The 21,719-nt window shown below is 39.2% G+C and carries 17 protein-coding genes and 1 tRNA gene; 5 read left to right on the top strand and 13 right to left on the bottom strand.

What is annotated here, in order from left to right:
* Nucleotides 1-48: 48 nt before the first annotated feature.
* The 5 genes from GVK91_RS24935 to GVK91_RS27715 all read right to left on the bottom strand — a co-directional run bounded on the left by GVK91_RS24935 (nt 49) and on the right by GVK91_RS27715 (nt 4,903).
* Nucleotides 49-393, bottom strand: a complete 345-nt coding sequence (locus tag GVK91_RS24935) for a PadR family transcriptional regulator (RefSeq protein WP_159731860.1) — start codon at nt 391-393, stop codon at nt 49-51.
* Between the two features lie 490 nt (nt 394-883).
* On the bottom strand, nt 884-1,162 hold the full coding sequence (locus tag GVK91_RS24930) for a hypothetical protein (protein ID WP_075991259.1): 279 nt from the start codon (nt 1,160-1,162) through the stop codon (nt 884-886).
* A gap of 3 nt (nt 1,163-1,165) precedes the next feature.
* Nucleotides 1,166-1,879, bottom strand: a complete 714-nt coding sequence (locus tag GVK91_RS24925; protein ID WP_153846523.1) for a hypothetical protein — start codon at nt 1,877-1,879, stop codon at nt 1,166-1,168.
* A 179-nt stretch (nt 1,880-2,058) separates the two neighbouring features.
* Nucleotides 2,059-4,296 (bottom strand): Tex family protein, encoded by a 2,238-nt coding sequence (locus tag GVK91_RS24920; RefSeq protein ID WP_153846524.1) that lies wholly within the window; start codon nt 4,294-4,296, stop codon nt 2,059-2,061.
* Nucleotides 4,297-4,381: 85 nt separating this feature from the next.
* Nucleotides 4,382-4,903: a twin-arginine translocase TatA/TatE family subunit gene (locus tag GVK91_RS27715; protein WP_083663500.1), complete on the bottom strand. Its 522-nt coding sequence runs from the start codon at nt 4,901-4,903 to the stop codon at nt 4,382-4,384.
* A gap of 242 nt (nt 4,904-5,145) precedes the next feature.
* On the opposite strand from GVK91_RS27715, the gene GVK91_RS24910 reads away from it, so the two are divergent.
* Nucleotides 5,146-6,522 carry an MATE family efflux transporter gene (locus GVK91_RS24910; RefSeq protein ID WP_159731858.1) on the top strand — a complete coding sequence of 459 codons (1,377 nt, stop codon included), beginning with the start codon at nt 5,146-5,148 and terminating at the stop codon, nt 6,520-6,522.
* 102 nt (nt 6,523-6,624) lie between these two features.
* Here the strand turns inward: GVK91_RS24910 and GVK91_RS24905 are convergent, their stop codons facing one another.
* The 3 genes from GVK91_RS24905 to GVK91_RS24895 form a co-directional block, all read right to left on the bottom strand.
* Nucleotides 6,625-7,974, bottom strand: a complete 1,350-nt coding sequence (locus tag GVK91_RS24905; protein WP_159731856.1) for a dihydrolipoamide acetyltransferase family protein — start codon at nt 7,972-7,974, stop codon at nt 6,625-6,627.
* Nucleotides 7,975-8,086: 112 nt separating this feature from the next.
* Nucleotides 8,087-9,346: a competence/damage-inducible protein A gene (locus tag GVK91_RS24900; protein WP_159731854.1), complete on the bottom strand. Its 1,260-nt coding sequence runs from the start codon at nt 9,344-9,346 to the stop codon at nt 8,087-8,089.
* A gap of 272 nt (nt 9,347-9,618) precedes the next feature.
* Complete coding sequence (locus tag GVK91_RS24895; RefSeq protein ID WP_235032990.1) at nt 9,619-12,252, bottom strand: putative LPS assembly protein LptD; 2,634 nt, start codon at nt 12,250-12,252, stop codon at nt 9,619-9,621.
* Nucleotides 12,253-12,453: 201 nt separating this feature from the next.
* On the opposite strand from GVK91_RS24895, the gene GVK91_RS24890 reads away from it, so the two are divergent.
* Both GVK91_RS24890 and GVK91_RS24885 read left to right on the top strand, forming a co-directional pair.
* A complete protein-coding gene (locus GVK91_RS24890) occupies nt 12,454-13,254 on the top strand; it encodes an N-acetylmuramoyl-L-alanine amidase (protein ID WP_153846529.1) in 801 nt (266 codons plus the stop codon).
* Between the two features lie 61 nt (nt 13,255-13,315).
* Complete coding sequence (locus GVK91_RS24885) at nt 13,316-14,263, top strand: MlaD family protein (RefSeq protein ID WP_159731852.1); 948 nt, start codon at nt 13,316-13,318, stop codon at nt 14,261-14,263.
* Nucleotides 14,264-14,731: 468 nt separating this feature from the next.
* Here the strand turns inward: GVK91_RS24885 and GVK91_RS24880 are convergent, their stop codons facing one another.
* From GVK91_RS24880 to GVK91_RS24860, 5 genes are all read right to left on the bottom strand, one after another.
* On the bottom strand, nt 14,732-16,813 hold the full coding sequence (locus tag GVK91_RS24880; protein WP_159731850.1) for a S9 family peptidase: 2,082 nt from the start codon (nt 16,811-16,813) through the stop codon (nt 14,732-14,734).
* Nucleotides 16,814-16,994: 181 nt separating this feature from the next.
* Nucleotides 16,995-18,461 (bottom strand): cell envelope integrity protein CreD, encoded by a 1,467-nt coding sequence (gene creD, locus GVK91_RS24875; protein ID WP_159731848.1) that lies wholly within the window; start codon nt 18,459-18,461, stop codon nt 16,995-16,997.
* A 4-nt stretch (nt 18,462-18,465) separates the two neighbouring features.
* The gene (locus GVK91_RS24870) at nt 18,466-18,957 is read right to left on the bottom strand and encodes a hypothetical protein (RefSeq protein ID WP_088160404.1); all 492 of its coding nucleotides are present in this window, start codon (nt 18,955-18,957) and stop codon (nt 18,466-18,468) included.
* A gap of 51 nt (nt 18,958-19,008) precedes the next feature.
* Nucleotides 19,009-19,311 carry a transcriptional regulator gene (locus GVK91_RS24865; protein WP_075991269.1) on the bottom strand — a complete coding sequence of 101 codons (303 nt, stop codon included), beginning with the start codon at nt 19,309-19,311 and terminating at the stop codon, nt 19,009-19,011.
* Nucleotides 19,308-19,919, bottom strand: a complete 612-nt coding sequence (locus tag GVK91_RS24860) for a hypothetical protein (RefSeq protein ID WP_153846534.1) — start codon at nt 19,917-19,919, stop codon at nt 19,308-19,310. Before GVK91_RS24860 ends, GVK91_RS24865 begins: the two co-directional genes overlap by 4 nt.
* Before the next feature lie 149 nt (nt 19,920-20,068).
* Here GVK91_RS24860 and GVK91_RS24855 point away from each other — a divergent pair.
* A tRNA-Leu gene (locus GVK91_RS24855) sits at nt 20,069-20,150 on the top strand.
* A gap of 68 nt (nt 20,151-20,218) precedes the next feature.
* Nucleotides 20,219-21,544 (top strand): trigger factor, encoded by a 1,326-nt coding sequence (locus GVK91_RS24850; RefSeq protein ID WP_153846535.1) that lies wholly within the window; start codon nt 20,219-20,221, stop codon nt 21,542-21,544.
* Nucleotides 21,545-21,719 lie beyond the last annotated feature (175 nt).

The raw sequence follows: 21,719 nt of genomic DNA, 5'->3' as shown, positions 1-21,719 counted from the left end.
TAGTCTTGATATAGCCGGGCTGAGGATCTATTTGTAAAGGGTATCTGATTATAATGCATGCGTCAAAGTGGTTAAATGTTGGTTTAAGCTTGTCCAGTAGGTTCTCATTTCTAAGAAGGTACTTTGGCCTTCCTTTGTTATTTTGTAATATTTTCTTGGAATCCCAGTAGCCTGAGGCACCCAGTTCGATTCGACCAATCCTTCGTTTTTTAAACGGATCAATAAGGGGTATAAAGTTCCTTCAGCAATATCAATGGCCGTTTTCTTCTTGACCTCCTGGATAAGATCGTAGCCATAGTATTCCTGATCATAGGCAAGAATACCTAATACAACAAAAGAAAGACTTCCTTTTTTTAGCTGTGAAATCCATTTGTCAATAAATTCTTTGTTCATGGAAGTAAATATATAACAAAATACATAGTAATACAATGTATTGTTTTAAATTTTTAATATACCTCCTTATGAAGGAAAGTGTCCTAATTAAAAAAGATGGGGAAGTGGATTTGATGTTACTTTGATTGAGTTTTTTCTAAAAAAAAAACACTTGAAGTGGGGAACTTCAAGTGTTTAACCTAACCAATTATTAACCTAAATTTATGAAAAGTATACTTTCTCAAGTATAACAAACTATGTTCAATATCTGTGCCATTCTATTTGTTAGTTTTATAATATTTTTCTTTGTGTTATTTTTGTTACGTATTATCTCCGGATTTGGTTGATGTTATATCTTATTTGGTAATATTTTTATGTTTTTAAAGATATTCAACAGCCTAAAAAGTGCTGAGTTAATTTTATATACTATTTTTGACTACTTTATTACCCAAATTGTCCTTTTGTGTATATAAAAGAAAACAGCGGCTGTCCGAAAATAGGGTAATTGTAGTTATGGAGCGTAATATTTGAAGAGGTCTTTCCACTCATCATCCAAATTACCTTTGTATACGTTTTGTTTGGCACGACGATACCAATATTCTGCATTCCATTGATCGCCTTCTTTGCGATGTAAATAAGCATGAACATGTGCTGCGTCAGTTCCGCCCAATTGATCGATCAGGTCATGCGCGGTTTTCCAATTTCCTTTTAGATCATACCAAAGTGACTTTTGTACCGCTGTCCAATGCTGAAGCGGAGCTTCAAGAGATTGAAATTCTTCTATTGTCATATTTTATTCTGTTATTTCTTTGCTCCAGATTTCATAAATATCGTCTCCTTTCGAACTTTTTCCTTTATGATGCCATGCGCCATTCAGGATTTCACCATCAAAGGCCAGTTCTTGCCCAACTCTATTATTGTCTCTCGAAAAGAACTGTATTTTTTCAGTATACCGATTATTAGTGTACTGATAGTCACCTCCGCCTGTACCATAGAAACCTTTTTGAGCAGGATTAATCGCTACCCATTGAAAATATCCATCAACCAATATTTTGATTGTTTTACGATCTGCTTTGGGAATATCTTGCATTTTGCCTTCTTGCTGGCGACCAGTGATCCGCCAAAGTGCATCAAGGTCTTGTGGAACTTTTTTCTGCTTGATATAGAGGTGGTAGCTATCGGCAGTTTTTAGTCGAAGGGAGTCTGCATCAATCCGATAAGGTAATTGGGTTGTTTTGCCAATGGCAGCCGAATCCTGTGAGTTATACTCGACAGCGATAGTGATCAGATTATGCTTCTTATCAAGTGCGCCGCCCCAGGTATGCTGAAAACGTTTTCTGACGTCATCGTAACTTATAAATGAAATATAATGGTCTTTAACGAGCATTAAATGTTTATTGATGCCATCCTGGTACAGGTAGGCCCCGTCGTGAAGTTGCTGCTGTGCCTGGATTTTAGAAAAATAGATTCCAAAAAACAGAAAGAATAGGAGGGTACAATTTTTCATAACGGGTCTAAACTTGTTTCCCTTAAAGATACAAAATAAAACAGCGACACGGACGACGAACATTGGATTTAATCGAATCAAAAAAAGCTGACCAAGCGATGCCTTGCCTCCAAAAAGTTAGACACTTTTCTTGGCAGTTCAGCGAACGGTCAGCTTTTTTGATTCGGAGCTAAATGTATCTATTTGAACTTACTCGCCAATGCAGCGAGCTTGCTGGCCATATCCGTTTGTGGTTCGGCCTGCTTTTTAAAATCATTTTTTTTGTTTTTGGGTAGCGCAGGCTTCTCATCTGTTTTCATTGACAATGCTATGCGACTACGTTTTTCGTCTACTTCTGTTACCGTTACCATGACGTGTTGCTGTACTTTGACGACTTCATGCGGATCGGATATATAGCGATTAGATAATTGGCTTAGGTGTACCAAGCCATCTTGATGTACGCCAATATCAACAAAGGCTCCGAAATTCGTAATATTGGTTACGATTCCCGGCAGTTTCATGCCAACCCGTAAGTCGCCAATACTGTTGACTCCATCCGTGAATGAGAATGCTTCGAATTTTTCCCTTGGATCTAATCCAGGTTTTGCTAATTCATGAAGAATATCATTCAATGTCGGTAATCCAACTTCCTCTGAGATATAATTTTTCAAAGGAATAGATTTTCTCAGGTCAGCGTCAGTTAGTAGGTCTTCTACTTTTTTGCCGAGGTCTTTAGCCATTTGCTCAACTAAAGTATAGCGCTCAGGATGCACAGCCGACGAATCGAGTGGATTGGCAGCATGTCGGATGCGTAGAAAGCCTGCTGCCTGTTCGAATGCTTTATCGCCAAGACGGGGAACTTTCTTTAGCTCGCGTCTGGAGGCGAAAGGACCGTTTTCATTTCTATATTTTATAATCTGTTGTGCTAGGGAAGGACCTAATCCAGATACATAGGCTAAAATTTGTTTGGAGGCAGTATTCAGTTCAACACCGACAGCATTTACACAGCTGATAACAGTGTCGTCCAGAGAAGTTTGGAGTTTATTTTGATCTACGTCATGTTGATATTGTCCGACACCGATCGATTTTGGATCAATCTTAACAAGCTCAGCCAATGGATCCATCAATCGTCTACCAATAGATACTGCACCACGTACCGTAACATCTTGATCTGGAAATTCTTCACGAGCAGTTTCGGAAGCCGAATAAATAGAGGCTCCACTTTCATTGACCATAACGATGGTAACGTTATTTAATCCGAGTTTCCGTACAAATTCTTCCGTTTCGCGACCAGCGGTTCCGTTGCCGATTGCGATGGCTTGGATATCGTATTTCGAGACTAAATACTGAATTGTTTTTTTTGCCTCTGCCAGTCCATTGGCACCCGTATGTGGAAAGATAGCCGTATTTTCTTTGAGCTGTCCCTGTTCATCCAGAACAACCGTTTTACAGCCTGTACGAAATCCTGGGTCGATCGCAAGCAGCCTTTTCTGCCCTAGTGGAGCGGCTAGAAGTAATTGGCGAACATTGTCGGCAAAAACTTTGATGGCCTCTTCATCGGCTTTTTGACGTGTCAATACACGAATTTCAGTCTCCATGGAAGGTTTTAACAGACGCTTGTAGCTATCGACCAAGGCGAGTTTTACCTGAGCTGCGGCATCGTTGGCACCCTTAACATAGATGGATTCGATACGGGGTAGAATTTCTTCTTCATTGATCGCTATATCTAAGTAGAGCAGCTCTTCTTTTTCCCCGCGGCGCATGGCCAGCACACGATGGGAAGGTGCATCCTTCAAAGATTCAGACCATTCGTAATAATCTTTATATTTTAGGGCAGCTTCTTCTTTTCCAGGAACTACTTTTGAAACAAATGCGCTTTTTTCGAGGAATATCGCTCTCGATTTGGCTCTCACTGTCGCATCTTCGGCAATGACCTCTGCAATGATATCGCGGGCACCTGCTAGTGCCTCCTCAGTATTTTTTACGCCTTTTTCTTCATCAATTAGACTGTCGGCAAGGGCGAGGAAATCGCCCGTTTCTTGCGCCAAAATAAGGTCCGCTAAAGGTTGCAGACCTTTTTCACGTGCCACACTTGCGCGAGTTTTACGCTTAGGTTTGTAAGGCAGATAGATATCTTCAAGACTGGCCATGGTTTCGGCATTCAAAAGCTGCTGTTCAAGCTCCGCTGTCAATTTCCCCTGATCGTTGATAGATTTAAGAACAGCTTCTTTACGTTTATCTAAATCGCGCAGCTGCTGGAAACGATCTCTGATATTGGTGATTTGAACTTCGTCCAAACTACCAGTCATTTCCTTGCGGTAGCGTGAGATAAACGGAACGGTAGCGCCTTCGTCTAATAGTGCTATAGTCGTGCGAACCTGTTTTTCGCTAATAGAAAGCTCGTTAGCAATAGTAATTTCGTGTGTTGATAAGCTCATTGTCGGTTTAATCTTAAAAAGTAGAGCTGTTGAATCACCATTCAACAGCTCTAAGTATATCTAATTATAAACTAAAGTAGTAAAATTAAGCAGGTTTATTGGTATTGTCCTGCTCAGGAACTTTTTTATCTTCTACCTCGTTGTTTTTAGTTTCAGCAAAATGATCGTTATATCCGTACGTGATGTGGGATGGCTCTTCGCCGTAATCGGGTTGTTTATGCGGATTATGTTCGACGACACCGGCAGGTGTTGTGAATTCATATTTTTTCTTAGGCTGCTCTGTTTCTGAACCTTCTACGGTTTCCTGCGGCTTAGCCTCTTCTTCGTGTGCTGCTTGAGCCTTCTCTTCAGCTAAACGCACATCATTAGGAACAGCTTCTTCTTTTACTTCTGTTTTAACGTCTATGTCTTTCTCGAAATTATTGATTTGATCTGAAATTTCACGCTTGATACCTTCTGATGCATCTTTGAACTCACGTATTCCTCTTCCTAAACCTCTCGCCAATTCAGGAAGTTTTTTGCCTCCAAAAAGTAACAAGATTGCAAAAACAATTAAGATCATCTCTTGTGTTCCGATGTTTAGAAATGCTATTACTGGATTGTACATACTCTTTTTCCTCTTCTTTTGATTACTAACTAGATGCTAAGGTACATTTATATTTCTATAGTTCTTAGACCCAAAAGTAAATTTAAGATAATTTTAAGGTATTTGAAACATAAAAATTACTTAACAAAGTGCGGTTATTTGATGGGTATAAATTGTTATATTTTTGCTAAATATTTTTTAATATGACGATAGGTTAGCAATATCTTCGTATTTTTGTGGCTATTTTTTTAGGGAAATCGATTATGTTGGGAAAATTTAAAACATTTAAACCGTATTACAAAAGTACGATGGTATTGGCGGGGCCAGTGGTGATCTCACAATTGGGACATACACTGGTGCATACCGCAGATAGTGTAATTGTTGGACATTTTGCAGGAACCATTCCATTGGCCGCAGTTTCGTTGGTACATGCTGTTTTTATGGTTGTTATGGTTATCGGCTTGGGAATTGCTTATGGCATCACGCCGTTGATTGCGCAGGAGAATGGCCGTGATAATAAAAAAGAATGTGCCATATTGTTGTCCAATAGCTTTTGGTTAAATATTATCGCAGGACTCTTGTTGTTCGCTTTAGTTTATTTTGGTTCGATGTTGGCTATCGATCACCTCAACCAAGATCCGGCCGTGGTAAAGGAGGCAAAGCCTTATTTACTTATTCTGAGTTTATCGATGCTTCCGTTGATGGTGTTTAGCACATTTAAGCAATTTGCCGAAGGCTTGGGCTTTACAAAGCAAGCCATGAATGTGACTATTTGGGGGAATGTACTGAACATTATTTTGGCGATCGTCTTTGTTAAAGGGATGTTTGGTATTAGCCCTATGGGGGTCAAGGGAGTCGGATACAGTACATTGATCGACCGTGTGTTAATGATGTCTGTGATGATGACCTATGTATTGCGATCGCAGAAATTTAAAGAATATATTCAATACTTTAAGGTGACATTGGTAGATCGGCAACGATTGCTTAAGATCGTGCGGATCGGGGCACCCGTGGCTATGCAATATGTATTTGAAATTGGGGCTTTTGCAGGGGCCTCCCTATTAGCCGGTACGATAAGTGCTACAGCGCAAGCTTCTCATCAAGTAGCCATCCAGCTGGCTGCGATGACGTATATGATGGCGAGTGGTATCGCTGCTGCTGCAACAATCAAGGTGGGTAATAGTTATGGTAATAGAAACCTTTTTCGCCTCGAACGATTTGCCATCACCTCGTATCAATTGGTGTTGATCTTTATGATGATTACAGCGTCTTTGTTTGCGTTGTTGAATAATTATTTACCTTATATCTTTACCTCAGATCATGCTGTGGTGATTATTGCTTCTCAGCTGTTGATTATTGCGGGACTTTTCCAATTGTTTGATGGTACGCAAGTTGTCGGTCTGGGTGTGTTACGTGGTATGGGGGATGTGAATATTCCAACCATTATCACATTTATTGCTTATTGGATTATAGGGCTACCAAGCGGCTACCTCATGGGAGTGGTATTTAACTGGGGTATCAAGGGGATTTGGTATGGGCTGACATTAGGTTTGTTAACCTCTTCGCTTTTACTTTATCTGCGGTTTCAATTGGTGATCAAGAAGAAGAAAATACAATTCGAACAAAGTATGTTTAAGTAACAAAAAATATATTTTAAATAATAAAAAAGGCTCGGTTATAAAAATGCCCCAAAAAGTTAGACACTTATTTGGGGCATTTTTATTATTTATCGATTTTGATTGTTAGATCACTCTATTGCTATCCCAATTTTCCAGGTAGTCCGCCACACGTTTTAAGAAGGTACCTCCGAGGGCACCATCGATTGCACGGTGGTCGTAAGAAAGTGAAAGATACATCATATGTCTAATACCAATCATATCACCATACTCTGTTTCTATGACTGCTGGTTTTTTCGTAATTGTACCTACAGCCAAGATTGCAGCTTGCGGTTGGTTAATGATAGGAGTTCCCATAATATTGCCAAAAGCGCCGATATTGGTGAATGTAAATGTGCCATCTTGTGTGTCGTCAGGTTTTAATTTATTTGCCCGTGACCGTTGTGCGAGGTCGTTGACACTTTTACTTAAGCCTACTAAGCTTAATTGATCTGCATTTTTGATAACAGGAACGATGAGATTGCCATTAGGCAATGCTGCCGCCATACCAATATTGATGTTTTTCTTCTTGATGATATTGTAACCGTCGATCGAGATATTGACCAATGGAAAATCTTTGAGCGCCTTGCTAATCGCCTCGATAAACAAAGGGGTGAACGTAATGTTTTCTCCCTCGCGTTTTTTATAGGCATCTTTAACTTTATTGCGCCACAAAACTAAATTGGTTACATCTGCCTCAACAAAAGAACATACATGGGGAGAGGTTTGTACACTTTTGACCATATGGTCTGCAATCAACCTTCGCATGCGGTCCATTTCAATGATTTCATCACTGCCATTGGCCACAGTGTGAACATGCGATGGAGCAGTGGAGATTATTTTCGGAGATTCTGTAGCCGTGTTCGTGTGCTCTGCCGGAATAGACTTTGGTGTTTTTGAGGATGAATCTCGATGTGTTACATACGTTAAAATATCTTCCTTTGTCACTCTTCCCTCTGCTCCAGTACCCTGGATACGGTCAAGTTCATCTTGGGACAATCCTTCGTGACGTGCGATATTCTTTACTAAAGGTGAATAGAAACGAAGGGTATTCTCGTAGGGAGAAGACGAAATTTCAGCCGCTACATTTGGCAGCTGGTCTACACCAGGGATATTCAACTCTATGATCTCTTCGTGAATTGTCGCTGAAGGAACTGTATTTTCTTGTGCTTGAATCGCAGGTTCTTCATTTTCGCCCTCAATTTCTATAATTGCAACGACTTCACCAACTTGGACAGTCTGGTCTACGGTATAGCAATGCTCTTTTAAAACACCTTTTACAGGGGAAGGTACCTCTGAATCAACTTTGTCCGTTGCGATTTCCAATAAAGTGTCATCTTCATCAATCAGGTCACCAGGTTGTTTTAACCATTTTGTGATTGTTGCCTCGGATACACTTTCTCCCATTTTTGGGAGCAAGAGTTTATATAAAGCCATATTTTTTAGCAATCTCGTTATAGAAAAACGAAGTTAAATAAATTGTGGTTTACTTTCAACAATTTAAAATATTATTCCTTAAATAACTTGTTTTTTGAAATATTATTTTACTTTATTGTGTATCTTGTTCTTTTTCTTTTACAAGCAACTTCCACAAAAGTAATAAAGCATTCATACGGGTACGTTCGATGTTGATCAGTCTTTCGTTATTAAACTGAAACTTCTTGGTTAAAATTTCTTTTTTTCCCGCAACAGCTACCCAGATAGTGCCAACTGGTTTCTCATTTGTTCCACCACCTGGCCCCGCTATCCCAGTTGTCGCAATTGCATAATCCGACGAAAATGCCTTTTTTGAACCGGAAGCCATTTCAATAGCAGTCTGCTCACTTACTGCGCCATATTGGATCAGTGTTTCTTCTTTGACGTTCAACAATTGTTGTTTTAAAGCGTCGGAGTAGGGGATAGTACCACCAAGGAATATAGCGCTGCTTCCTGCTACTGCGGTTATTGAAGCGGCAAGGCTACCACCTGTACAGCTTTCTGCGGTAGTCAATGTAGCACCTCGGCGGCTAAGCTCTTTAATTAAATAAGGTTCGATGCTGGTATCATAATCTGCAATGACATATTGTTGTAAACGATGGAGTAGCTTTGTTTTAAAAAGGGCAACCTGGAGCATAATGTCAGATTTATTCCTGCTTTTACCAGAGAGTCTCAATCGTATAAAGGCCAAGGTTGGTAGATAGGCCAATTTTATGCTTGACGGAAGTTCTGATTCGATATCCTTTATTTCTTCTGCCAAATAAGATTCTCCGATTCCGCCGACCAAAATTGTCTCATGACAGATAAATAAGTCAGGATCCTGTTTGGCTAATAAAGGCAGCACATGTTTTTCCATCAGAAATTTCATCTCAAATGGCACTCCAGGCATAAAAATAAACTTCTTTTGGTTCTGGTGTACCAGCATGCCGGGTGCAGTGCCATAGTCGTTAAATAGGACTTCACAATTTGCCAAAACATCGGCCTGCTGCAGATTGATGTCGAGCATTTTTAGATTGCGCGATTCAAATATGTTGGTCACGTGCCGAAGTACATGCTCATCCCGTATCAAGGTGGTTCCAAAATACGCTGCAGCAGTTTTTTTTGTCACATCATCTTTCGTCGGGCCCAGACCTCCGGTGATTAAAATAAGATCTGCTCGAGCAGAGGCCTCTTTCAATGTCGTTGAAATAGCCTCTTCAGTATCAGGGATCGATGTCATTTGAACGATATCGACTTCGAATTGGAGCAGTTGCTTGGCAATCCAGCCTGAATTGGTATCAATGATCTGCCCGATGAGGATCTCATCGCCTATGGTAATAATCTCTGCTTTCATCTTTAAAATAATTATGCAACCACCTCCCTACTTTGAAAAATGCATCTGTGGGGGATAGTGTTGGATTTTCTCAATCTTTTGGTGTTAAAATTTCCATGCGCTAGCGCCTAAAAAATGAAAATTCAATACCAGAAGATTCAGGATATAAACTTACATAAAATTGCGGCACAGCGAAATGGTAAAAATGTATTTGATGGAAGAAGTTTTTTGAAAAGAAACTGAGGGTTCTGCTGACCAATACAAGTACGGCATTTCAAAAAAAAGCAGTTATTTTAAAAATAACTGCCTCCTGAACTGGCTCTTTTTGTGAGCTTAAGATCTTGTAAGATCGATGCCTTTGCGCGAATGGTGACGTTATAGCTTCGGAACCGCCCAAAAGGCATCCAGCCAAATGACATATCCCAACAATGCAGATCTCGATAGATATTGAAAGAGGTCATGACCACTTCCTTCTGTTTGAAATCGTATCCCGATTGAAAGGTGACTTTCCATTTTGGTGTAACACTGAAGTCGCCATGCAAGTTCAAGGTGCTCGTGATCTGGCTCTGCATTCTTCGTGTACTGGAGTTGAACGATTTTGCCATATTGAAACTGAACGATGCCGCAAGGTTCCATGGGATATTAAAGTCCACAAATGCGTTTGGATCTGAGCTGATTCGAGCCAAGGCCTGTGCTTGCTCAGGAGTCATACCTGCTCCAGACATTTCTTTTCTTAAAGAATCGATATTGTTATTACGTGATTTCGCAGCCTTAGGATTCAGACTATAGTCAAAGGAAAGACCAAAGTTTGTCAGACGAGCAAGGCTACCGTCTTTAATGGCATAGCGATTTACGCGGACACCATTTTCATTGACCGAATAGGGATCAAATGTACCGTTGAAGTTTACATTCATCTTTTGGTCGAAGAAAGCTGTACGGCCAGAGAAAGTAATTGGGGACAACTTTAACGAGTCGGCAACAAAGTTGTAATTTCCGCTGAACGTCAGACCTTGAAGAATAGGGATTTTCTTCATACCGCCATCCGTGGTATCGGATTTACTTTTGACCTTTGCTTCGATGTTATTGTCAATGGAAAAGCCTATCCCCGCAGATTTTCCTGCAGAAGGAGATCCGTAGACACCCTGACTAAAGATTGAGTATACATTTCTGTTTCCATATTGATCGTTATAATGCTGATAGAAGCCATATCTTGGATCTGAAAAATCGGGTCTATAGTTTAGGTTGATCGACGGTGTAACGACGTGTCTGATCTGCTTAAGATTACCTATTTTAGGGAAATAATTACCATAAACCTTGGTCGAAAGTCCGGTCGAAACAGAGTAATCGTATGCACGATTGAATCCCTGAACGGTATCGATACGTTGTTTATAACCTGCTGCAGTATTGTCGATGCTTTGTCGTGTACTTTGTAAATACCAACGCTCGGTATAATTTACACTGGTATTGAACTGAAAATATTTAAAAGCATTGAGTGATAAACTGATTGGAATATTGTGTTGGAAGCCATTTTGGAATTTCTTGAACCCTCCTGGTTTAAATAACAATGTATCAATGGTGCTTACCGAGTTTTGTGCTTGGAAACTATAACCGACATTGATTCGTTGATACCATTTTTGTTCACCGACACGGTCTTTGCTGTCAAATGGATTGAAAGAGGATACGTTTAAGCTGATATTTGGTAAACTCATCTGTATACTGCGCGTAGCCATATCCTGATTATGCGTTAAGCTGGCCGTGAGGTTTACCTTGCCATCGGCAAATACTTTTCCATAACTGATGGACGATCCCATACGGTTACGTGCAAGATTTTCATAGGTGTTTTGTGTACTTCCGGTTCCGGTATTTTGAAAGAAAGAACTTGTACCAAAGTTAACACTTGCTGAGAAAGATGTTCCTGGATTGGCTTCCTGGCGCTGGGTATGGTTCCAAGTGACATTAAAATCCTTATTGGAGCCATAATTAGATGTTCCTTCAATACCCGTTTTGGTATTGGCGTAACGGATATTAAAACCACCGTTAAATTTATAGTTGACGGTATAGCGCGTATTGATGGAAGCTTCCCATGAACCTTTTGAATACAAGGAACCTCTAATCTCACTATCCCAATAATCGTTGAAGGCCAAATACCAACCGATATCCCGCATCGAAAATCCTCTGGTATAATCTTCCCCAAAAGATGGGAAGAGAAATCCAGATGCTCTTTTATCTGGTTTTGGGAAAAATGCAAATGGAAATGCCACGGGCATAGGCACACCCATCACCACAAGATAAGCCGGACCAGAAATAATCTGGTTTTTAGTAACAATTCCTTTGGTGATATGAATGCCAAAATGGGTATGCGGATAGGGTAGATTACAGGTACTATATAATCCCTTGTATATCGACATTTCGTCGTAGATATTCTTTCGCACAATATTGGCCTGGATAAATCCACCATCAACTTCGGTCATAATACCATAGGTATTTCCCTCTTGTTTCTCGTAATCGTAATAGAGTGAGTCTACCGTTTTCGGTGATTCACCATTTCCCATAATGACGATCGGACGCCCCACATACTTCCCCGTTTTGTCATAGATCCCCGAAGCAAAAATCTTTTTCTTGTTTCGGTCCAGACGGATATAATCGGCAGAAAGTTCAAAATCTTGATACTTTACCTTCGCTCCGCGATAAAGGTGACTGATATTCTTGGCAACTTCAGATTTCTGCGAGTCAACCGCAATAATACTCACTTCGGCCTGTAAGCCACTTCCTTTTTTCTTGGTCGTATCGCTTACAGATTTGGTCGTATCTACAGTTTTGGATTTACTCGTATCTTGCGATTTATTGGTCGCCGAAATAGGATCTTTACCTTGAAGTCCGTTCTGTTTTAATGGAATATTACTTTGAGCAAAGCTAGAATTGCTCATTGCAAGAATGATAAATAGTGTTAAAATGTTGATTAACGACTTCAAAATTAAAGACAAATGTTATTTTTGTGAAATAATGTTAAACTTTGAGAGACAAAATTAGTCAAAAAAGCAATAGAAAATATGTTAAATATCGTTATCTATTAAAGAAATAATATAGACTCATTTTGATTCGTTTATAGTAGAGCAAATAATTATTCAATGAAATCAGATTTAAGAATTAGAAAATGGTGTAGCGTTGTGTTTGCTACTTTGGGATTTTTTTTATTGAATTCTTTCAAATTAAACAATGGACAGCCCGAGCCTCCAGACTATCAAATAAGGACAATTGTAATTGACGCTGGCCACGGTGGTAAAGATACCGGAGCACAGGGAAGACGATCTTTAGAAAAAAATGTAGCCTTGGATGTTGCTTTAAAATTGGGAAAGCAGATTCAGAAAGATATTCCAGGTATCAAGATCATCTACACAAGAACGACGGATGAATTTGTTGAGCTTTATAAACGGATCCGTTTAGCGAATGCCAATAAGGCAGACTTATTTATTTCGATACACTGTAATTCAAGTGGCGCTAGTGCACATGGTACCGAAACACTGGTTTCTGGTTCGCATCGTTTGGGACAGCAGGATGCTGCAGTTCGTGAAAATGCTTCCTTGTTATTGGAATCAAACTATAAAGAGAATTACCAGGGATTTGATCCAAAAGATCCTGAAAGTGCGATCATCTTCTCCTTGATGAAAAACCGATTCCGTGAAAAAAGTATTCGTCTGGCGCAAATGATCGAAGGCGAGTATGTGAAAGCAGGTCGATACAGTAGAGGGTTCTGGGAGAAAGGTTTAGCTGTACTAGCAGAAGCAGGTATGCCTGCTGTATTGACAGAAATTGGCTTTATTAGTAATAGAGAAGAAGAGAGCTATCTATTGTCCGATGAAGGACAACAGGAGATTGTTGATAATTTGGTTTCAGCTCTAAAAATTTATAAAAATTCTGTAGAACGCTAAACAGATTTGCTTTTATGCTGTTTTAAACTTAAATTAATGATCATTACTAAATAGATTATTTGTGAAAATTTCAAACGAGACAAAAGTCGGCATATTAGCAACAGTTGCAATAGTTTTATTATTTATAGGATATAGCTTTCTAAAAGGAAATGATGTTTTTAGTAGCGATAATACTTTTTATACGACCTATACGGCTGTAGATGGTTTAACTCCCTCCAAGCCTGTCCTAGTCAACGGCTATCAGATTGGGCGTGTTTCAAAAATGATTTTACAAGCAGATGGGAAGATCAAAACCGAGTTCAAGATCCATTCTCATTACGATATACCAAAAAATACAGTAGCGAGAATTTCTAGTACAGATTTATTGGGCGGTAAAGCGATTGTTTTCGAAATGGGCAATAGTAAGGAATTGGCAAAGGATGGTGATTTTTTAGCTTCAGGTGTTCAACCGAATATTATGGATAAGGTCGAACCCATTCAAAAAAGGATCGAAACCATTACTATTAAACTAGACTCGACGCTATCAGTCGTTAATAGTGTCTTAGACAAACAGTTTCAGGACGACTTTAAAAAGAGTATCCATAGTATCTCCACTTCTTTGAAAAATGTGGAAGGCATCACCAAAGACGTCGAAGGTCTGGTCGGGGATGAAAAGGGAAGACTGAATAGAATCATGGCTAATCTGGAATCAATCACTTCCAATTTTTCACAAAATGGTGAAAAAATCAATGCGATTATGTCTAATCTGAATAATATAACCGATAAGGCTGCACGATTGGATTTTGAACACACCATGAACAAAGTAAATGCTGCAGTCAATGATTTTCAGGAGATCACTGGAAAAATTAATAGTGGTAAGGGATCTATCGGTTTATTGCTCAATGATGAAGCTTTATACAATAATCTCAATAATGCTTCGAAGGAAATGGATAATTTGATGAAGGACGTTAAAGAGAAGCCAGGGAAATATATCAAACTTTCCATCTTTGGGAAAAAAGGCGAGAAATAGATTTTAGAAATCAGATCCAATGATATACATAAAAAGCCTGCATATAGCAGGCTTTTTTGTTTTCATAAGATAACCTTTGGACGTTGGAATTTGTCGGCGGTCCAATACCTTAAATTTGCTCCCTTGGTCTATGCTTTACCGACCAGTACTTTCCTGTAACCAAGTTTATACGATGTTCTAAATTAGCAGCGTTTTAACTGCCTTTTAACAGGGGTTTTACAAGGGGTTAATAGGGGTCTACCCCTGTTGACCCCTTGTTATACCCCTGTTAACCCCCTGTAAAACCCTAGTAAAACTAGAACTTGATATTAATCATTGGTTAATAGGAGCATGATACGGTCAATTATGAGTTGAAATAGAAACGCCACTCATGGAGTGGCGTTTCTAATCTGCTAAATTCAGCACTTTACGAGCGACTTTATTAGTCGCGAAAGTAGATGATCTTCCAATCCGATTTCACCGTATTTTCTATAAGGTTTCTTTAAGCCAGGTAAAGAATTCTCTTTGCCAAACCTGTGCGTTTTGTCCGGACAGAACCCAGTGATTTTCATCCGGTAGGTAGACCAGACGGCTCTTAATTTTTTTGAGCTGGGCCAATTGGAATGCCGCCAGTCCTTGTCCGATTGGAACACGATAATCTCTTCCACCCTGAAAGATCAAAATTGGTGTGTGCCAATTATTTGCTTTTTCAATCGGGTTGAATGCGGTATAGGATTTCTCATTTTTGCTATCCCAGTACGCTCCGCCCAGTTCGTGGTTGGCGAAAAAGAGTTCTTCTGTGGTACTATACCAGCTTCTCATGTCGAATAAACCATTGTGCGCAATGAAAGTTTTGAAACGGTTTTGATGCACGCCAGCTAGCTGATAAACAGAGTATCCACCATAACTTGCTCCAATCGCCGCGCGGCGTGTTGTATCTACATAAGATTCTTTGGAGATATCGTCTATGGCTGTTAAGTAATCACGGATTGGCTGACCGCCCCAGTCTTGGGAAATAGCTTCATTCCATTTTACCCCCCAGCCAGGCATACCTCTACGGTTTGGGGCGATGACAATATAACCTTGTGATGCAATCAATTGTAAATTCCAACGGAACGAGTAAAATTGTGTCAGAGCGGATTGAGGGCCGCCTTCACAGTAAAGTATGGTTGGATATTTTTTTGCAGGGTCAAAGTTTGGCGGATAGATTACCCATGAAAAAAGATCTGCTCCATCGGATGCCTTTGTAATACGCTTCTCAATTTTGTTTTCGCTGATGCTTGCATATTTTGCATCGTTGACTTTGGTGACCGGAGTTAAAGATTTGTTTTTTAGATCAAAGCTGAAGATCTCTGTTGCACGGGTAAACTTTGTCGAGCTAACGATTAATTTGTCCGCTACTTGGCCTACAATACCGGTGATGTCAAAGTCACCTTCAGAAATTTGATGTATTTTTGGTAAACTTTTAGCTTTGATATTGGTCGGTACTTCAAGTTCAAATAGTTGAACGGTACCCTTCGTAGCAGCTGTAAAATAGATTTTGCGATTGTCACTGCTCCAGATAAAACTATTGACCGTACCATCCCAATGTGCTGTTAGATTTAAACGAATTGAGCTGTTTTTGTCAAATAGCATGATGTCATTTTTGTCCGATTCATAACCATCGGTCTTCATGCTGAGCCAAGTTAGGCTTTTTCCATCGGGAGAGTAGGTTGGAGTTGTATCATACCCATTCATGCCTTCTGTCAGGTTAGAAGTCGTTCCGGTAGCGATATCATAGCGATAAATATCGGTATTGGTACTGACGGCATAGTCTGTTCCGAATTTCTTTTTACAGACATACAGCACTGCTTTGCTATCTGGAGACCATGCAAAATCTTCGGCGCCACCAAATGGTGCCTGAGGGCTATAGAAGGCTTGGTCCTTCAATAGGTCTACCGGCTCACCAACTTTACCGTCAATAAAACTCGCCACAAAAGGATGACTGAACTTACCATCATTGAAGGTATCCCAGTGCCTATAATCTAAGTTGTCATAGATATAAGCGTCTGACTTTGGCAATTCGGGGTATTTATCTGTACTGTGATATTTTTTTACCAAAACGGACTGGCTGAAGAGTATTTGCTTACCATCGGGCGAAAATTTAACATTTTCTAAGGCGATATCGCCATTTGTCAATTGAAGTGCTTCACCCTTAGATAGGTTCTTCTTCCATAACTGCCCCTTTAACAAATAAATTACGTCGCCGTTGGGTTCGATCTGAACGACTGTTTCACCGCCTTTTTGGTCGGTGAACTGATGGTTGGTGCCATTGGCCAGTGAAATCGTATATAGATTTTTTTCACTTGAATTGCTTTCCAAATTATAATTGGAAACACCATATACCAATGTTTTGCCATCTGCAGAAAGTCCTTCGGCCGAAACACGACCAAGATCCCAAAGTGTACTTGGGTTGATCGGTTGTGGCGATTCCGACACTAATTTAAAATTGCTTTTTCCACCTTTGCTTTCTTGCGCATTGCTTAGGTTGCACGCCATAATCGCTAATGTAAGTATTGTAAGTTTTTTCATCTGTTTAAACATATCTATGCCGCTGAAAAATTTCTTCGCAAGTTACAGAATTTGGTCATAAATGCTAAGTCAAGTCAAAAAAATAGCCATCTCTTTCATTTAGAAATGGCTTATGAGAATTGTAAATCCCTATTTTTTAAGTAATATCTGAATCAATACCCAATAAAGTCGAAGATGTTGTCTATTGATCCACATGGCTATTGTCAAATTGATACCAGTTTATTTTTGTCGAAACGCGCATCAAAATCGCCAAAATGATAAAGATGCCAATTGTTCCAGCGACAAGGGAATAATCCCGAAGTTGCATAAGGATATAGATAAAGAGATAAAATAAAGCCAGAATTGAACTGAGCAACAGCGCCGATTTCTGATCTTTGGTAATAGATTTAATAAAACTGCCAATCAGCATAACTGTCGCCACGGAAGCGGTTAAATAAGCTAGATTAAATCCAATATGCTCGGATAGCGCGAGTAGCAATGTGTAAAAAAGAACCATCGCTGCTCCAATTAGAATATATTGAATGATATGGATCCGTTTTTTCTTGATCACCTCGGTGAATAGGAGCGAAGTAAAGGTCAGGAGAATGACTAAAATACCATATTTGGCAACCCGTGTTGTTTTTTGATAGTTGTTGATATCTGGTAAGAAGTTAATTGTAATCATGTCCGTGTTATCCAATAGGTTATTTGCAGAGGCAAGTGTAGTGGTGGCGGTTTGAGCCGCTTTGTGCTCATTGCCCTCATTTCCATTTTCGAGGTTGTTATCGAACTGATAGATTGAACGGGCATCGCCAGTCCATTGTTGTGGCAGCTTCCGACTGAAAGATGGGATTTCCCATGAAGCCGAAAAATTGGATGTTTCGGTATTACGTTTGCTCGGTAAAAATGCACCAGTGAAACTTGGATTAGCCCAGTTACCCTTAGCCTGGATGTTTGTCTGGTCACCAAGAGGGAGGAAATTCAATGATTTGGATCCTTTTAGATTTAGTTTTATCTTGAAACGATTGTCCGTTTTCTGCGGATCCAAAGATACCGGACAGACTAAATTTTGAGTAAATAATTTGAGATTATTAAAGTCTGGATCGAAAGTTAACTCGTTTCCATCCCAATTCAAGGATGGGCGCTTGCCTAAGCCTTTAAAATCCTGGATACCGAAAATAAGCTTGCTGCCTTTCCAGTCAATTTGCTCATGAGGGATCTCGAGTTTTTCTAGGGATATTTTGTCAAAAGAACCTTCTAATGTTATGTTGCTGTTGTAAACTACCGCATTATAAATACCTCTGGAGAGATGTTGTGGCGTTACATCTGTTGCGATATTGGAAGTTTTGGGTAAGACAAATATCCATTTCAGCTCTTCTCTAAGGTTAGATTTTTCGGCTTTTTCGGCAGAAAGTGGGATAGTCTCGCGATAGGGGATGGCGAGAACAGGGCTTGAAATAACCTGATCCTTTCCCCAATTTAATGTAATTCCATCGGATACTTCCTGTTCGCGGTTTTTCCGCTCTTCAATCAAATCGCTGATTAAGGCTAGCGGAATAAGTAGTATGAGGGAAAGAAAGAAAATGACAAATAGCTTTAGGACAGTAGAATTACTGATTTTCTCAAAAATTGAGGATTGCTCTGTCGGAGGTAAATTGTTGTAGTCCATTGTTTTAGCGGTTTAAGTTTAGCTGAATGTTTTTGCTGTATAAGGCAATTTGAAGCTCCGTTAATTGCCAGTGAAGGATTTCTTTAAATTCTAAATGATGAAAACTTTGGAGCGATCGGCCCTTTTGAAAATGTTTTTTGTAATAACCGAAGTATTCAGGAAATAAGGTGCCGCCAATAAAAATCATTGCCATGAGATACAGGCTTATCTTTCCATTACCAAGCAAAAGGAATTGCATGGCAATTTCATCTTGTATCTCTGTTCCGGTTTCAGTCAGGATATGAAAGACATCGTGATTTTCCAGTTTGGGCATGACATCGAAACCTTTACTTTCATAAAAGAGCCCCAAATTATGGCCGATGCTTCCAATGGGGTAGGTCATGAAATCTGCTTTAGAGATTCCCCAGGCTTTTTTGTTCCATTTAAAGATGTTTGCATACACTTTGGAGGACCAATTGTAGAGGTGCAGCATCAGTTTCAGTCTAATTCCTTTCATTTAATTATGTTTTAAAAGTACTTTGGTTTTCAAAGTGAATAGATAAAAAAATTATTTGTATTGCTGTTTTATTAAATTTTCAAGTGCAATAAGATGGTTTTCAAAGGCTTTAAGTCCTTTTGTCGTTCTTTTGTATCTGGTGTTCGGCTTCCGGTCAACAAAGCTTTTTTCGACAATAATGTATTCCTCTTTTTCCAATGTTTTTAGGTTGGAAGCAAGGTTACCATCGGTTACATCCAACAATTCTTTCAATGAATTAAAATCATATTCTTCATTGGCAGCGAGAACACTCATAATTTGGAGGCGAACTCTGTTTTCAAATATTTTGTCATATAAGGAAAGATCTAATTTCACGATTCGTACTTTTTGTAAACGATAAAACCATAGATGATGTGTAGCACACCAAATCCCAATCCCCACAATAGTAATCCGTTGTCCGGGAAACATATACCAATCAAACCCAGACAGATTTCCAGTATACCCAAGCCTTTTGCTTCGGCAAAGGTATAGATACTACCCGCAGTCAGTGCCAGTCCATAAAAGATCAGCAGCATAGCAGCAATCAGCTGGTAGTAGCCTTGGACAAAAAACAACAAGGATATCATGCCACCTGTTAGTAAAGGGATTGAAACTGCAAATAAAAGAGATTTGCTTGTAATGTTCCAAATCGACTGCTTATTTTTTCTCGCCTTTTTACGTGCCATTAGCCAGCCGGTCACTAGGGATGATAACAGGACGATCAGCGCAATCATTAAAAACAGTAGGGGCTCATTCAGATTTTTGCCCAATAGTAGAGCGATGCTTTCGGGTTGATGTATAATATAGTATCCCAATAGCGTTCCGACCAAAGCATAACAGCCCATGAGTACACCTGATAATCCGCTTATTGAAACAAATTTGGACGATTTTTCCATTAATGATCTGATCTGCCCAAGTTCTCTAAATAAATCTTTCTGTTCCATAAAAGTACTTTGATATTCAAAGTAAATGAATAATAATGAATTATGCAAGGGGTTGGGAGAATATTGAAAAAAAATAAAAAAAAGAGTAGAAAATACTTGCAGGATATAGGTTTGGTTTCTATCTTTGTGGCATCAAAAGAAATCCTAATGCGGAAGTGGCGTAATTGGTAGCCGCACCAGACTTAGGATCTGGCGCCGCGAGGCGTGGGGGTTCGAGTCCCTTCTTCCGCACTTGATGTCCTCCCGAACTTAAAACCTCGGGAGGATTTTTTTATGAATGCGATATAGCTAAAAAGAGTATGAATATTTCACACGAGAATGTAGATGCAATCAATGCGGTAGTCAACGTCGCATTAGCACCTGAAGATTATAATCCTCAAGTCGACAAAGAGATTAAAGCGCAAGCTAAAAAAGCAAAATTACCAGGGTTCCGTCCAGGTCAAGTTCCAGTGGGACATATCAGACGTACTTATGGTAAATCTATTTTATTTGATGAGATCAATAAATTAGTGAATGAGAAAATCACCAATTATATTGCTGAAAATAAATTAGAAGTTTTAGGTCAACCACTTCCTTTGGAAGATGATGCACAATACAGCTGGGATTATAAAGACAATTTCAACTTCAAATATGAAATTGGTCTTGCTCCTGCTTTTGAATTACCTTTTACCGCTGAGACTGAATTTACTTCGTACGAAATCAAAGCTGATGAAGAGACATTGGCAGATCGTATCAAGAACTTGCGTCGTAGCTATGGAAAAATGACTAATCCAGAAGTATCTGAAGAAGGTGATGTATTGTATGCAACATTGAAACAAGATAAAGAGGAAGGTCTAGAAAAAACAACTTCTATCCGTACAGATATCGTAGAAGATGCTAAGATTAAAAAATCATTAGTTGGTCTTAAAAAAGACGATGTTGTTAAGATTGATGTTAAAAAAGCATTCAAAACTGAAGATTTAGCACGTATCTTAGGTATCACTGAGGAAGAAGCAACTGCTTTAGACGTCACTAAATTTGAATTGACTGTTAAGAATATCAACCGCTTAGAAGAAGCTGATCTTAACCAAGAATTTTTCGATAAATTATTCGCGGAAGGTGAAGTAACAGAAGAAGCTCAATTCACAGAAAAAGTGAAAGAAGAAGTTGAGAATTTATTCAAACAAAATTCAGATCAAAGATTACGTAATGATATGTATACTTTTGGTATGGAGAAGGTTGATGTATCTTTCCCTGAAGAATTCTTGAAAAGATGGTTGAAAGCAACTAACCCAAGCATTTCTGAAGAAGAATTGAACGAAGGTTTTGCTGATTTCTTGAATAACTTGAAATGGACAATTATCGAAAATCGCGTTGTTACTGAAAATGGTCTTGAAGTTAAATATGATGAAGTTATCAATTTAGCAAAAGAACGTATCTACGCGCAAATTAAGATGTACAACATCAACGAAGAGCCTTCTGATGAGCAGTTGAACCAATTTGCAATTCAATTGTTGCAAGATAGAGAACAAGGTAATCGTTTGTTCGAAGAAGCTAAAGCTTTAAAAGTATTTGATCACTTGAAAGGTTTAGTGAAATTGAATGCTAGTGACATTGAATACAAAGAATTCGAGAAATTAGCATAAGCGATTTTTAAAATAAAAAGAAAGTCCCTTCAATCTATTTGGAGGGACTTTTTTATTTTCAGCGCAGTGTGGTCGCAGCTTTTACACTATTCTTTTTTTTGTTGTTCATATCATCCAAAGATCGCCTGTGTCGGCCGTTATATGGAGCTGAAAAAAAGCTCTGCTGGTGGAATCG

The sequence above is a fragment of the Sphingobacterium sp. 18053 genome (assembly GCF_902706145.1).
GTDB classification, from domain to species: Bacteria; Bacteroidota; Bacteroidia; order Sphingobacteriales; family Sphingobacteriaceae; genus Sphingobacterium; species Sphingobacterium paramultivorum.
Note: the sequence above shows the minus strand (reverse complement) of the source record. Positions and strands in the feature narration are given on the sequence as shown.

Coding starts and splice junctions, on each gene's coding strand:
- GVK91_RS24935 (WP_159731860.1), bottom strand. CDS start 393: ATGAACAAAGAATTTATTGACAAATGGATTTCACAGCTAAAAAAAGGA.
- GVK91_RS24930 (WP_075991259.1), bottom strand. CDS start 1,162: ATGACAATAGAAGAATTTCAATCTCTTGAAGCTCCGCTTCAGCATTGG.
- GVK91_RS24925 (WP_153846523.1), bottom strand. CDS start 1,879: ATGAAAAATTGTACCCTCCTATTCTTTCTGTTTTTTGGAATCTATTTT.
- GVK91_RS24920 (WP_153846524.1), bottom strand. CDS start 4,296: ATGAGCTTATCAACACACGAAATTACTATTGCTAACGAGCTTTCTATT.
- GVK91_RS27715 (WP_083663500.1), bottom strand. CDS start 4,903: ATGTACAATCCAGTAATAGCATTTCTAAACATCGGAACACAAGAGATG.
- GVK91_RS24910 (WP_159731858.1), top strand. CDS start 5,146: ATGTTGGGAAAATTTAAAACATTTAAACCGTATTACAAAAGTACGATG.
- GVK91_RS24905 (WP_159731856.1), bottom strand. CDS start 7,974: ATGGCTTTATATAAACTCTTGCTCCCAAAAATGGGAGAAAGTGTATCC.
- GVK91_RS24900 (WP_159731854.1), bottom strand. CDS start 9,346: ATGAAAGCAGAGATTATTACCATAGGCGATGAGATCCTCATCGGGCAG.
- GVK91_RS24895 (WP_235032990.1), bottom strand. CDS start 12,252: ATGAGCAATTCTAGCTTTGCTCAAAGTAATATTCCATTAAAACAGAAC.
- GVK91_RS24890 (WP_153846529.1), top strand. CDS start 12,454: ATGAAATCAGATTTAAGAATTAGAAAATGGTGTAGCGTTGTGTTTGCT.
- GVK91_RS24880 (WP_159731850.1), bottom strand. CDS start 16,813: ATGAAAAAACTTACAATACTTACATTAGCGATTATGGCGTGCAACCTA.
- creD (WP_159731848.1), bottom strand. CDS start 18,461: ATGGACTACAACAATTTACCTCCGACAGAGCAATCCTCAATTTTTGAG.
- GVK91_RS24870 (WP_088160404.1), bottom strand. CDS start 18,957: ATGAAAGGAATTAGACTGAAACTGATGCTGCACCTCTACAATTGGTCC.
- GVK91_RS24860 (WP_153846534.1), bottom strand. CDS start 19,919: ATGGAACAGAAAGATTTATTTAGAGAACTTGGGCAGATCAGATCATTA.
- GVK91_RS24850 (WP_153846535.1), top strand. CDS start 20,219: ATGAATATTTCACACGAGAATGTAGATGCAATCAATGCGGTAGTCAAC.